14 protein-coding genes are annotated in these 13,150 nt (G+C 52.6%); 3 read left to right on the top strand and 11 right to left on the bottom strand.

Translation table 11 applies throughout. The features are described 5' to 3' along the window. The first annotated feature begins 35 nt into the window (after positions 1-35). Positions 36-455 carry a secondary thiamine-phosphate synthase enzyme YjbQ gene (locus tag BIT28_RS26010; RefSeq protein ID WP_075767873.1) on the top strand — a complete coding sequence of 140 codons (420 nt, stop codon included), beginning with the start codon at positions 36-38 and terminating at the stop codon, positions 453-455. A 93-nt stretch (positions 456-548) separates the two neighbouring features. On the opposite strand, the gene BIT28_RS26005 is transcribed toward BIT28_RS26010, so the two are convergent. From BIT28_RS26005 to BIT28_RS25995, 3 genes are all read right to left on the bottom strand, one after another. Then, positions 549-1,793 carry a BamA/TamA family outer membrane protein gene (locus tag BIT28_RS26005; RefSeq protein WP_075767921.1) on the bottom strand — a complete coding sequence of 415 codons (1,245 nt, stop codon included), beginning with the start codon at positions 1,791-1,793 and terminating at the stop codon, positions 549-551. Between the two features lie 25 nt (positions 1,794-1,818). Beyond that, positions 1,819-2,898, bottom strand: coding sequence for an alanine racemase (gene alr, locus BIT28_RS26000; protein ID WP_075767872.1), 1,080 nt, complete (start codon positions 2,896-2,898; stop codon positions 1,819-1,821). A gap of 72 nt (positions 2,899-2,970) precedes the next feature. Then, complete coding sequence (locus BIT28_RS25995) at positions 2,971-4,368, bottom strand: replicative DNA helicase (protein ID WP_075767871.1); 1,398 nt, start codon at positions 4,366-4,368, stop codon at positions 2,971-2,973. A gap of 245 nt (positions 4,369-4,613) precedes the next feature. Here BIT28_RS25995 and BIT28_RS25990 point away from each other — a divergent pair, with 245 nt between their 5' ends. Further along, a complete protein-coding gene (locus tag BIT28_RS25990; RefSeq protein ID WP_075767870.1) occupies positions 4,614-5,363 on the top strand; it encodes a DUF481 domain-containing protein in 750 nt (249 codons plus the stop codon). A gap of 95 nt (positions 5,364-5,458) precedes the next feature. On the opposite strand, the gene rplI is transcribed toward BIT28_RS25990, so the two are convergent. The 7 genes from rplI to nsrR form a co-directional block, all read right to left on the bottom strand. Beyond that, positions 5,459-5,911: a 50S ribosomal protein L9 gene (gene rplI, locus BIT28_RS25985; protein WP_075767869.1), complete on the bottom strand. Its 453-nt coding sequence runs from the start codon at positions 5,909-5,911 to the stop codon at positions 5,459-5,461. A gap of 37 nt (positions 5,912-5,948) precedes the next feature. Then, positions 5,949-6,176 carry a 30S ribosomal protein S18 gene (gene rpsR, locus BIT28_RS25980; RefSeq protein WP_002539422.1) on the bottom strand — a complete coding sequence of 76 codons (228 nt, stop codon included), beginning with the start codon at positions 6,174-6,176 and terminating at the stop codon, positions 5,949-5,951. 16 nt (positions 6,177-6,192) lie between these two features. Beyond that, complete coding sequence (gene priB / locus BIT28_RS25975) at positions 6,193-6,495, bottom strand: primosomal replication protein N (protein ID WP_075767868.1); 303 nt, start codon at positions 6,493-6,495, stop codon at positions 6,193-6,195. 7 nt (positions 6,496-6,502) lie between these two features. Further along, entirely contained in the window at positions 6,503-6,901 is a 399-nt protein-coding gene (rpsF, locus tag BIT28_RS25970) for a 30S ribosomal protein S6 (protein WP_075767867.1), read from the bottom strand. Positions 6,902-7,127: 226 nt separating this feature from the next. Further along, the gene (gene rlmB, locus BIT28_RS25965; protein ID WP_075767866.1) at positions 7,128-7,868 is read right to left on the bottom strand and encodes a 23S rRNA (guanosine(2251)-2'-O)-methyltransferase RlmB; all 741 of its coding nucleotides are present in this window, start codon (positions 7,866-7,868) and stop codon (positions 7,128-7,130) included. Between the two features lie 3 nt (positions 7,869-7,871). Beyond that, positions 7,872-10,406, bottom strand: a complete 2,535-nt coding sequence (gene rnr / locus BIT28_RS25960; RefSeq protein WP_075767920.1) for a ribonuclease R — start codon at positions 10,404-10,406, stop codon at positions 7,872-7,874. Positions 10,407-10,530: 124 nt separating this feature from the next. Beyond that, positions 10,531-10,962: a nitric oxide-sensing transcriptional repressor NsrR gene (gene nsrR, locus BIT28_RS25955; RefSeq protein WP_075767865.1), complete on the bottom strand. Its 432-nt coding sequence runs from the start codon at positions 10,960-10,962 to the stop codon at positions 10,531-10,533. Between the two features lie 114 nt (positions 10,963-11,076). On the opposite strand from nsrR, the gene hmpA reads away from it, so the two are divergent. Continuing rightward, positions 11,077-12,261 carry an NO-inducible flavohemoprotein gene (hmpA, locus tag BIT28_RS25950; RefSeq protein ID WP_075767864.1) on the top strand — a complete coding sequence of 395 codons (1,185 nt, stop codon included), beginning with the start codon at positions 11,077-11,079 and terminating at the stop codon, positions 12,259-12,261. A 78-nt stretch (positions 12,262-12,339) separates the two neighbouring features. Here hmpA and motX read toward each other — a convergent pair whose 3' ends face one another. Then, positions 12,340-12,966: a flagellar protein MotX gene (gene motX / locus BIT28_RS25945; RefSeq protein ID WP_075767863.1), complete on the bottom strand. Its 627-nt coding sequence runs from the start codon at positions 12,964-12,966 to the stop codon at positions 12,340-12,342. Between the last annotated feature and the right edge of the window lie 184 nt (positions 12,967-13,150).

Here is a 13,150-nt window from a genome sequence, read left to right as displayed (position 1 = left end):
TATGACAGCAATACGGAAATAAAAAGGTATACGCTATGTGGTTCCAGAAAACAATTCAGCTCAAGCCGAGGTGCCGAGGCTTTCATCTCATAACCGATGAAATTGAACAACAAATCCCGGAACTCCATCAGTACAGTATCGGCCTGATACACTGCTTTATCCAACATACCTCCGCCAGCCTGACCATCAATGAGAATGCCGACCCGACCGTGCGTAGCGATATGGAATCCCACTTCAATCAATCGGCTCCAGAACGCGCCCCCTACTACCAGCATACCTATGAGGGGGACGACGATATGCCGGCCCATATCAAGGCATCCACCCTGGGCAGTAGTATCATCCTACCCATATCACAGGGACGCCTGGCGCTCGGGACCTGGCAGGGCATATACCTGGGCGAACATCGCGACCACGGAGGAAGTCGACGGATCGTGGTAACAATACAGGGAGAATAACGCAGGTAGGCGGATATCCCTGACAGAAAATCATCTGCAGGGCGAAAGACGAGTATCGGGTAGGAAATACCGAAACCCGATACCCAACATCGTTTAGAACGGCTGGTTAATCATCACGCGGAACAGACTGTCCTCGCTACCCCAGGCCATTTCGGTGCGGACAACAATCCCCTCGACCTGAAAACGGATTGCCCCACCGGCGCTCCATTTCATGTCCTGGTGCAGCGTTTTCAAATCATATTCACCGGCCACCCGACCGATATCGACAAAGGCCACCCACTGCCACCAAGGTACGTCATACCAGTTAAACACCGGCCAGTCGCTGAGCGGCTGCCAGTCGGGCAATACCCGATATTCCATGCTATAGCTCAGGGCCGCACGATCGACAAACCGGCCGCTCTGAAAACTCCTAAGCCGATACAGGCCACCAAGGCGGGTACCGGCATAGGCCGGTGGACGGCGCAGCGTGTCGGCACCGTTGACACTTTCCGTGCTGTTCCAGCTCGGGGTATCCCCGGTATAGACATTCAGGGCCATCACCTGCTGATCGAAAATCTCTCCCAGCGCACCGATATCCCAGAACCAACTCTGGCTCAATTCCCATTTCCACCAGCTGGCATGGTCAGAGCTTCCGAGATCATAAGTCACCCCGAACTGGCTGCGGCTACCTGTGGTGGGATTACGACTGTTATTGCGGTTATCCCAATCCAGCCGGGTCTCCAGCCCCCAGACACTTTCCGCCTCGCTAAACGCCGGATCATCAGTAGCAAGGTCGAAAAACTCACGGCTCTGATAAAACGGCCTGAACTCTAACGAGGTCACACCGCTCGTCCACGGCGTATGACCAGACAACGGACGTTCCGGTCTCAGTGCCGCTTTTATTCCCTGAGTATCCGCCGCACCGAGCGGCAATATATAGCGGGCAGAAATACGATACTGGCTTTCTGCCGCATCGGCGACTGTGGCATCATCCGCTACCGAGTCATTGCGGGTCGCCTCGCCAAGATAGTAGTCAAACTGCTTGAATTCGGCCGAATACAGCTCGGCACCAAATAACCAACGGCTGTCGGTATCAATGATATAGTTACTGGCGCCAAGGTAGGCAAGCCAGGTTTCTTTGTCCGTTACCAGCCCGGCCCCCAGCAGTGCTGCCTGCGGCTGCCCGGCACCTTTCAGCACCCCGGCCATACCAACTGCCAGGCCCATCGAGTCACTGGTGAAGACAAACGGCACCGCCGCGGTTTCTGGCTCCCAACTCGGCCAGCCATCAGCATGCGTCACGAATGAATATGATAAAGCCGCAGCAACTGCTGCGGCTTTTAAACAATAAGACTTTATCAAAACTGTCCGAATTTTTGCTTAGTTATAAATAGGCCATGGCCACCCGGGAAGTCAGCTTGGTCACCAGTTCGTAGGCGATCGTGCCAATATGCTCGGCAACCACCTCGGCGGGCAGACCTTCTCCCCACAATATCGCTTCGTCACCCACTTTGTCAGCAGCATCCGGGCCAAGATCTACCGTCAGCATATCCATTGAGACCCTGCCGGCCATCGGCACGATGCGGCCATTGACCAGCACCGGCGTGCCGTTCGGGGCCGCACGCGGGTAGCCATCGCCATAACCGATCGCAATAACCCCTACTTTGGTGTCCCGCTCGCTGGTCCAAATCCCGCCGTAGCCCACCGCCTCGCCTTTTTTTACATCCCTGACGGCAATCAGGCTGGACGTCAGCGTCATCACAGGCTTCATACCGAAAGACGACGACGAACGCTCGGGCTCCATAAACGGTGACACGCCGTACATAATGATCCCCGGACGGATCCATTCCAGTTGGCTGTCAGGCCAAGCCAGGATACCTGCCGAGGCGGCCAGAGAACGCTCGCCACGGCAACCGTCAGTCAGGCTAAGAAAGGTATCAATTTGTTGATGGGTAACCGAGCTGTTCAGCTCATCGGCACATCCGAAGTGGCTCATATAACGCAGCGGCTTGGCCACATTCGGGCATGCATGCAGGCGATCAATAAATTCAGTGAGCTGCTCGGGGCGAACACCGAGGCGGTGCATACCGGTATCAATTTTCAGCCACACCACAACCGGACTATCGAGCCGGGCCTGTTCCAGGGCCTCTAGCTGCTCGAAAGAATGCACCACAGTGTGGATATTGTTGGTTACCAATACCGGCAGATCAGTGGCGGCATAGAAGCCTTCCAGCAAAAGGACTGGTTTTACTATTCCACCCGCCCGCAGCGTCAGGGCTTCTTCAATACGTGCGACACCAAAACCATCCACGTCCGGCAAGCTTTGCGCCACGTGAGCCAAACCGTGGCCATACGCATTGGCCTTTACCACTGCCAGAATTTTGCTGTTCGGTGCCTGCAACCGGAGTTGGCTGATATTATGGGTCAGTGCTGCTGTGTTGATATAAGCTGTCGCCGCTTTCATTAAAAATCCTACATCAATGAATCCGGCCTGGGCCGGCAAGCCGGCACCAAGTCATCAAGAAAATCCGTCCGCTTACTCTTCGTCGAAAGCCGGGCCGGCATAGTTATCAAATCGGGAGAATTGCCCCTGGAAGGTCAGACGCACCGAACCGATAGGACCGTTACGCTGCTTACCGATAATGATCTCGGCAATTCCTTTCAGGGCACTGTCTTCGTGGTAAACCTCATCACGGTAGATAAACATGATCAAGTCGGCATCCTGCTCGATGGCTCCCGATTCACGCAAGTCCGAGTTTACCGGGCGTTTGTCGGCTCGTTGCTCCAACGAGCGGTTCAGCTGCGACAGTGCCACGACAGGAACATTCAGCTCTTTCGCCAATGCCTTGAGGGAGCGTGAAATCTCGGCGATCTCCAGGGTACGGTTATCCTGCAGGGCAGGCACTCGCATCAACTGAAGGTAGTCAATCATGATCATGCTCAAACCACCGCTGTCACGAGCAATACGACGGGCGCGGGAACGTACCTCCGTCGGGGTCAGACCCGAGCTATCATCAATGAACATATTCTTCTTTTCCATCAGAATACCCATCGTCGATGAAATTCGCGCCCAGTCCTCGTCATCCAGCTGCCCAGTACGGATCTTGGTCTGATCGACTCGGGATAGAGAAGCCAGCATACGCATCATGATTTGTTCGGCGGGCATCTCCAGCGAGAAAATCAGTACCGGCTTTTCCTGCTCCATGGCTGCATTTTCACACAGGTTCATCGCAAAGGTGGTTTTACCCATCGATGGACGCGCCGCCACGATAATCAAATCAGAGCCCTGCAGACCGGCTGTTTTCTTGTTCAGATCGCTAAAGCCAGTCGAGACACCAGTCACACCGTCCTGAGGAGTCTGGTACAGCAGCTCGATACGCTCCAGGGTTTTCTCCAGAATCGTATCGACATTCTGCGGGCCTTCATTTTCATTGGTTCGCTGCTCGGCAATCGCAAATACTTTGCTCTCTGCCATATCGAGCAGGTCTTCACTGGTTCGTCCCTGCGGATCATAACCGGCATCGGCAATCTCATTGGCCACCCCGATCATATCGCGAACCAGCGCCCGCTCGCGCACAATCTCCGCGTAGGCCGAGATGTTTGCAGCTGACGGGGTATTTTTGGCCAGCTCCGCCAAGTAGGCAAAGCCGCCGACATCCTCCAACTGATCGGATCGCTCGAGCTGCTCAGAGAGAGTGATCAGATCCAGAGGCTGACCACTTTCAAGTAAAACCGAGACGCCTTCAAAAATAATTCGGTGAGGGCGGCTGTAGAAATCTTTGGGGACCACTTTCTCAGCCACGGTATCCCACTTCTCGTTGTCCAGCATCAAGCCACCCAGGACGGATTGCTCGGCTTCCAGAGAGTGAGGAGGCATTTTGATAGCATCCATCTGGGAATCTTTGGGTTTATTCGGTTTACTTTTCTCTGCCATAGGAACTGCGTGCTTACCGGAAACTAGGCCGGGGATTATACCTTATTCATGCGAGGTCTATGTATCAATATAGCGGGGAAAAGTGCAATAACTGAAAAGCTTGCAGCTCCCCTGGAAGATTATGCTGCTTATTTCCGCGAAATATCGAGAATTGTCATGATTTTTGACCAAAAAATGACATAGTTCAGGTAAACTTGGATGTTCGGTTCCATTTTCACGTATTCATGTCCCTAAGGAGGGCACACTTGGCAAGATATTTACTGGCCTTATTACTGCTTGCCAATACTCCCGCTCATGCCGACGACGACAAGCCCACCCAGATCCCGCCTCCCTGGTCCAGCGAACTGGAGCTAGGCTACCAATCCCTGGGCGGCAACTCAGATTCAGAGTCGCTCAACACCCGTATCGAACTGACCTATGTGAAAAACCAGTATCGCCAAACGGCCGAAGCCAAGTACCTGCTGGCGGAAAAAGACGGCGAGGAAGACAAGCGCAAGGGCCAGATTGAGCTACAGAGTGACGTGAAGATTAACGAGCGTACCTATGTGCTGGGAAACGCCAACTATGTTGACGACAGGTACGGTCCGTACTTTACCGACTTTACCCTTGCCACTGGTCTCGGTTATCAATTGCTGCGGCTGGAAACTCTTCAGATGGAAGTCGAAGCCGGTCCGGGCTATCGCCACCAGGAGCCGAATATTGATGAAATTGACGATGATGACATCATCTTGCCGGAAACAGTCGATGAGCTGATCCTCCGGGGAAGTGCCAAGTTTACCTGGAAGCCTTCGAAGACCGTCGAACTCAATGCCCGTTTTACCGGTGTTGCCGGTAACAGTAACAGTACTCTAGAAACCGAGATTGACCTGACCAGCTCAATCACCGACCACATCGCAATCAAGTTCAGCAATACCCAGAAGATCAACAGCTGGGTACCGGACGGGCTGGAGAAACGTGACTCGACGATGACAATCAACCTGCTGTTCAAGATCTAGCAATACCATCCTGCCAGCAACACTGTATTTTGTCAGACCCCAGATACAAAAAAACCAGCCCGGAGGCTGGTTTTTTCTAACAACACTAAAAGCTATTACTCTGCAGCAACAACGTTTAGGTTGATAGTTGCGAATACATCAGAGTGCAGCTGGATGCTGATCTCGAATTCGCCAGTAGTACGTAGTGCGCCTTCAGGTAGACGAACTTCGCTCTTCACTACTTCAACGCCAGCTGCAGTTACAGCATCAGCGATGTCACGAGTACCGATAGAACCGAATAGTTTACCTTCGTCACCCGCTTTAGAAGCGATTTCTACAGCTTCTAGAGCGTTTAGTTTTTCAGCACGCGCTTCAGCAGCAGATAGTTGCTCAGCAACTTTTGCTTCTAGCTCAGCACGACGAGCTTCAAACATTTCAACGTTAGCTTTAGTTGCCATAACAGCTTTACCCTGTGGGATAAGGAAGTTACGAGCAAAACCCGCTTTAACGTTAACCTGATCGCCAAGGCCACCTAGGTTACCGATTTTATCAAGTAGAATAACTTGCATTATCTTGTCCTCTTAAACTTAATTAAACCGCTACCGATTACTGATGCTTATCAGTGTATGGTAGAAGTGCTAGGTAACGAGAACGCTTGATAGCGCGAGCTAGCTGACGCTGGTATTTAGCGCGAGTACCAGTAATACGGCTTGGTACGATTTTACCAGCTTCAGTGATGTAGTTTTTTAGAGTTGCTACGTCTTTGTAGTCAATCTCTTGTACGCCTTCTGCAGTGAAACGGCAGAATTTACGACGACGGAAGAAACGTGCCATGGGCTTATCTCCTGAACTAAATTTTTTCAATGTGATCGGCATGTAACACTAATTTACCAATGCCATTCCGGCCGGTTTGATAAGAGACAAAGCCCCCTACCTTAATGTGACTGCCGACAGCTAAATCTTGAGTGAGTATTTGCTGACCTTGCCCGCTGACGACCACGTTAATGTAACAGTACACTTGACGGGGTAAATCAGCTTCCCGCTGGTAGGAACGATGCTCAAGCACAAAGTGACAATGAGGAATTCCCGCCAGGGACTTGCTTCGTTTGGGGTCTTTGGCGATAACGCCAGATAACTCCAGACGATTGGTCATCTACAAATTACTCAGCTGCTGCTTCGCCTTCAGACTGTGCTGGAGCTGGCTGCTCTGCACGCTCTTCACGACGTGGGGCACGCTCTTCTTTAGCCTTCATCATTGGAGATGGCTCAGTGATAGCGCCTTTAGTACGCATGATCATGTTACGGATCACTGCATCGTTGAAACGGAAAGTAGATTCCAGCTCGTCAATAACAGACTGCTCAGCTTCAACGTTCATTAGAACGTAGTGTGCTTTGTGCAGTTTGTTGATTGGGTAAGCCATCTGACGACGACCCCAATCTTCTAGACGGTGGATCTGACCGCCAGAATCTTTGATAGCAGCAGTGTAACGCTCGATCATGCCAGCAACCTGCTCGCTCTGATCAGGGTGCACCATGAATACGATTTCGTAATGACGCATTGGTTGCTCCTTACGGATTAATCAGCTTCTCTATTTGGCTCGGTCATCCAGGAGAAGCAAGGAACTAAAAAAAGAACCGAGAATTTGGAGGCAGAATAGTACAGAGAATGGACAATCTAAGCAAGCTAATTTTATGGTTTGGCGGGAATAAAAAAGCAGAAGCGTTATCAATAATCCGCTTCTGCTCTATCTTGTCCGAGGCGTTGCTACGCGTTAGCTGCTATGACTAGCCGTCCTGGCGCTGGCGAACCGCTTCAAACAGGCAGATACCAGTAGCCACCGAGACATTCAGGCTCGACACCGAGCCCGCCATCGGAATTTTGATCAGGTCGTCACAAGTCTCGCGGGTCAAACGGCGCATACCCTCACCCTCGGCCCCCATGACAATCGCCAGCGGGCCGGTCAGCTTGCTATGATAGATATCGTGCGTCGCCTCTCCTGCCGTACCGACCACCCAAACTCCTTTCTCCTGCAATGCGCGCAGCGAGCGAGCCAGGTTGGTTACACGAACCAATGGCATTACTTCAGCAGCCCCACAGGCCACCTTGCTGGCCGTTGCGTTCAGTTGGGCCGAGCGGTCTTTAGGGACAACCACAGCCACGGCACCGGCCGCATCAGCATTGCGTAAACAGGCCCCCAGGTTGTGCGGATCCGTCACACCGTCCAATACCAACAACAATGGATTCTCTTTGCCTGCCAACAGGTCGTCGAGATCATTTTCGTTGTACTGCTTGCCCGGCTTGACGCGCGCAATGATACCCTGGTGGGAGGCCCCTTTAACTTTATCGTCCATCGCCTTGCGGCCAGCCTGCTGCATGGTAATGCCCAGCATCTGCAGCTCATTCAATACTGGCATCAGACGATCGTCCTGACGCCCTTTCAGCACAAACACTTCGATAAAGCGTGACGGATCGGAAGCCAATACGGCTTTCACGGCATGAATGCCGAAAATTACTTGATTACTCATTACTTAGTTCTTCTTCGCTGCGCGTTCTTTTTTTCCAGCTCGTTGCTTTCGTTTCTTGGACGACTTTTTCTTGGCTTTCTTCTTATCATCAGCCTTGCCTTTAGGGGCTTTATCGTCCTCAAGACGCGGGATCGCCCCCGCCTTCAGTTTCTGGCGAACCGAGCTACGCTCTTTTTTCGACTTGCTGCGGTGCTCCTGCTGCGCCTCGCCGTCTTCAACCCGGTAGACTTTCATGCTCTGGCGCTGCAGACCTTCAGCCTTGCGCATCCGCTGTTGTTTCTCGCGGTTCTTGGCCGTTTTACCAGCGCCGCGCTGTTTACGGGTACTGCCGACAATGTCGAAGTCAATCTGGCGATCATTGAGGTTAATCGAGGCAACCTTCACTTTCACCGTATCGCCCAGGCGGTAGACCTGGCCGGAGCTGTCACCAATCAGGCGCTGGCCAACCGCATCATACTGGTAATAATCATTGGCCAGGTTGGAGATGTGCACCAAGCCATCAATGTTCAGCTCATTGAGGCGAACAAAGAAACCGAAGCCCGTCACGTTCGCTATCACACCGTCAAACTCGTCACCGACATGATCCTGCATGTACTCACACTTCAGCCAGTCAGCGACATCGCGGGTTGCGTCATCGGCCCGGCGCTCGGTCATCGAGCACTGCTCGCCCAACACGTCCATATCGTCAAACGAATAATGGTACCCGCCAGTTGGTGTCCAGCGATCGGTATTCTTGCCTTCTTTCTTCGCAATCAGGTACTTGAGTGCACGGTGCAAGGTAAGGTCAGGATAACGGCGGATTGGCGAGGTAAAGTGCGCGTACTGCTTCAGGGCCAGGCCAAAGTGGCCGATGTTATCGGCCTGATATACCGCCTGCTTCATCGAGCGCAGCAGCATGGTCTGGATAAGCTCCTTGTCCGGACGATTGTGGATCAGCGCAGCCAGCTCAGCATAGTCACGAGGCGATGGTTCCAGCCCACCAGACAAGTTCAGGCTCAGCTCGCCGAGGAAATCACGGAACCCCATCAGACGCTCCTCGCCCGGCGCATCATGCACCCGGTACAAGGCCGGCTCTTTGGCTTTCTCGACAAAACGGGCCGAGGCGATATTGGCCAGGATCATACATTCTTCGATGATCTTGTGCGCATCATTACGCTCTGCCGGTACAATACGATCAATCTTGCGATCCGCATTGAAGATGAACTTGGTTTCCACCGTTTCAAATTCAATCGCACCGCGCGATTCACGCTCAGTCTTCAGCACTTTATACATGCTGTACAACTCTTCAAGGTGCGGAACCAACGGTGCATAGCGCTCACGCAGCTCCTCGTCCCCCTCCAGCATGTGACTCACCTTGGTATAGGTCAGACGGGCGTGGGAGTTCATCACCGCTTCGTAATGCTTGTACCCTGACAGCTTGCCGCTTTCCGATATGGTCATCTCACAAACCATACACAGACGGTCAACCTGCGGATTCAGCGAACACAGGCCGTTCGACAGCACTTCCGGCAACATCGGGATCACCTGGGACGGGAAATACACCGAGTTGCCGCGCTTAACCGCCTCGTTGTCCAATGCCGAGCCCTGGCGAACATAGTGGCTGACATCGGCAATTGCTACCCACAGACGCCAACCGCCAGACTTCTTGCGCTCACAGTAAACGGCATCATCAAAGTCACGGGCATCTTCGCCATCAATCGTCACCAACGGCAGATCACGCAGATCAACCCGGCCTTTTTTGGCCTCTTCAGGTACTTCTTCCGATAGCCCCTGGATCTGTTTTTCAACTTCACCCGGCCACTCATTAGGAATATCGTGGGTACGCAGGGCGATCTCAATCTCCATCCCCGGCGCCATGTTCTCGCCCAGCACTTCCACGACCTTACCGACAGCGTTGTACTGACGGGTTGCTCGCTGATTGATCTCGACCACCACGACATTACCCATGCGGGCACCCATCCGGTGCTCATTCGGGATCACAATATCCTGGGAGATCCGGGAGTCATCCGGCACCACATAACCCATGCCGTCTTCGATAAAGAAACGACCGACGATCTGACCAGAGTACTCCTGAAGTACACGAACCACACGGCCTTCACGGCGGCCACGCTTATCCGTGCCAGCCACCTGGGCAAGAATATAATCACCGTGGATCACCCCGCGCATCTGGTGGTGCGGCAGCAGCAGATCTTCTTCTTTGGCATTGGTGCCTTCAGGGCGCAAAAAGCCGAAGCCATCGCGATGGCCAATGACGTGGCCTTTGATCAGATCAAGGCGCTCTGGCAGGGCATAACACTGACGGCGGGTAAAAATAAGCTGGCCGTCACGCTCCATCGCCCGCAAACGGCGACGCAGGCCTTCATACTGGTCATCCCCCTCCAGCTTTAACTCAGCAAACAGCTGGTCACGGCTAACAGGAGCAGTAAAGCCGCGGATCACTTCAAGGAGCATCTCACGGCTTGGGATTGGGTTTTCATAATTTGATGCTTCGCGATCGCGAAAAGGGTCGACCGGTAAATCGGTAGTACCTTTGGACATAAGCAGATCCATATTGGCGAAGATATAACCATAGTATATCCGGGCCATAGGTGAACAGACGGGAGCAAAGTTCAATTTCTTTGCTCCACTGAAAAAATTTAGAAGTTATTGATTGGCTGTACGATTATGCGACAGGGCGATCCAACAATACACGCAGTGGCGGGTTATCCGAAATCAGGCTTGCCAGGGTATGTCTGTCAAGCTCGGCCAAAAATGCCAGCCTCGCGGAATCGAGGATCCCTTTTAGGCGACATGCCGGTGTAATGTGGCAAAAGTCTTCACTACAATTGACGATCTGCAACGGTTCAATCGCACGCACCACATCGCCGAGGACTATCTGGTCCGCAGGCATACCCAGGCGAATACCGCCATTTTTGCCCCGCACGGTTTCGACATAGCCCAGCTGGCCCAATCTATTAATGATTTTGACCATATGGTTGCGTGACACACTATATATTTCGGTCACTTTAGAGATACTGGCCAGCTCACCTTCCGGTAACGTTGCCAAGTATATCAGGGCCCGCAGGCCATAATCGGTAAAACTTGTTAACTGCACAATAACTCCTCCTGCCGCCATTTTAGTCTGGTTATTGACTAAAAGATACAGATCAGATACAACTTATAAGATGCATTATAAATATAACTTTAATGTGAGAAAGTAAAATAAGTCATGATAAGTCAAAAAACCATCGATACAGTTAAAGCAACTGCTCCGTTGCTTGCCCAAACCGGTCCGTCGCTCACGGCCCACTTCTACCAGCGAATGTTCAGCCATAACCCTGAGCTGAAAGATATTTTCAACATGAGTAACCAGCGAAACGGCGATCAGCGCGAAGCCCTGTTCAACGCTATCTGCGGTTACGCCAACAACATCGACAATCTGGCGGCTTTGTTACCGGCAGTCGAGAAAATTGCCCACAAGCACACCAGCTTTATGATCACTGCCGAGCAATATGCCATTGTCGGCGGCCACTTGCTGGCGACCATTGACGAGCTATTTTCCCCGGGCCAGGAGGTAATCGATGCCTGGGCTGAAGCCTACGGCGTTTTAGCAGATGTCTTCATCAAGCGCGAAGAAGAAATCTACCAAGAAAACGAAAGCAAAAATGGGGGCTGGCGCGGTACCCGTCAGTTTGAGGTGGTCGACAAGCGCAAAGAAAGCGATGTGATCACCAGCTTCACCTTTAAACCGGTCGATGGCGGCCCTGTTGCCCCCTTCAAACCGGGACAATATCTGGGGATTTACCTCAAACCTGACGACTTCGAGCACCAGGAGATCCGCCAGTACAGCCTGTCGAGTGCACCACGCCAAGACAGCTACCGTATCTCCGTCAAGCGCGAAGACGGCGGCAAGGTCTCTGGCTACCTGCACGATACCCTTTCAGTCGGCGACAAAGTTGCACTTGCCGCCCCCGCCGGAGACTTTTTCCTGGAAGTTGAACCGACAACGCCTGTCGTCCTGATTTCAGCCGGTGTCGGCCTGACGCCGACGCTGTCAATGTTAGAAACCCTCACCGGCCATCAGGCCGAGGTGCACTGGCTGCACGCGGCCGAAAACGGTGCTCAGCATGCCTTCAAAGAGCAGGTGCGTACGATTGCCGATCAGCACGAGCATATTTCTGTCAACACCTGGTATCGCAAACCACTTACGTCTGACCGTCCAACAGAAGACTACCAGCATCAGGGCCTGATGGATCTGGGTAGCCTTAAAGACAGCCTGACGGCACCGGGGATGCATTACTATTTCTGCGGACCGGTCGGCTTTATGCAGCATATCGGCAAGCAGTTGATCAACATGGGGATCAGCGAAGATCATATTCACTACGAATGCTTCGGTCCTCATAAAGTGCTGTAAGGTAAGCCAGAACAAGAGCAGATGCGAAAAGAGAGGCCCAAGGGCCTCTCTTTCATATGTTCATCATAATAACGTGCTCTACCAGAAGGTATCGCGACGCTTCGCCCGCGCAATCACATTGCCCGGCATGCGGTTTTCCAGGCTACGACGTAAACTTGTGATTTTACTGTGGGTCTTGCGGCTAGCCGTCACCGTGTTATACAGCCAGCGATAGGCATCCTCAAAATCCAGCGGGCTGCCGTAGTTGCTGAGGAGCAATTCGGCCAGCTGGATACGGGCATCGACATTGCCCATGGATGCCGCTTCACGCAAGTAAGGAATCGCTCGCTCCCTATCTTGCTGAACCAGCGTTCCCGTCGCGTAGTAACGTCCCAACTGCTCCAGTGCTGCCGGGGATCCCTGGTGAGCTGCAGACTGCATGTAATAGATGCCCGTCTCGACATCACGATCAACACAAACCCCCCATGCCAGCATGTCACCATATAAGAACTGGTAAGCCGGAGATTCAACCCGGACCGCACGTGCTTCAATATCCTGAAGCAACTGACAATCATCGGCTTTTACCTGCTGAAGGTGGCTGTTGGCGTCAAACATACGGATCAGGTCTGACTCGGTATACACAGGAACTGCCTCACCTACATCTTCTAATGCATAGGCGGGTGTCGCTGTCAGCAATGTGGAAAGAAGCAGGGCTTGCAGTTTCATTTACTAGTCTCTGTTGAACCGTAGATACCTTATCGGCAAGAGTCAGTCAGACTTTAACCTCTTTATCAGAAAAACGGCAATTTTTTGCCGCTTGAATTCTTTACACAGTAGGAAAATTGACGCAACAGGTAGCGGCGAATATTGGGAGCAAGATCCATAGTAAGCGAATATCGCCGTTCCCCCA

It is taken from the genome of Photobacterium proteolyticum, from assembly GCF_001939735.1.
GTDB classification, from domain to species: domain Bacteria; phylum Pseudomonadota; class Gammaproteobacteria; order Enterobacterales; family Vibrionaceae; genus Photobacterium; species Photobacterium proteolyticum.
This window is presented reverse-complemented; position numbering and strand designations above follow the sequence as displayed.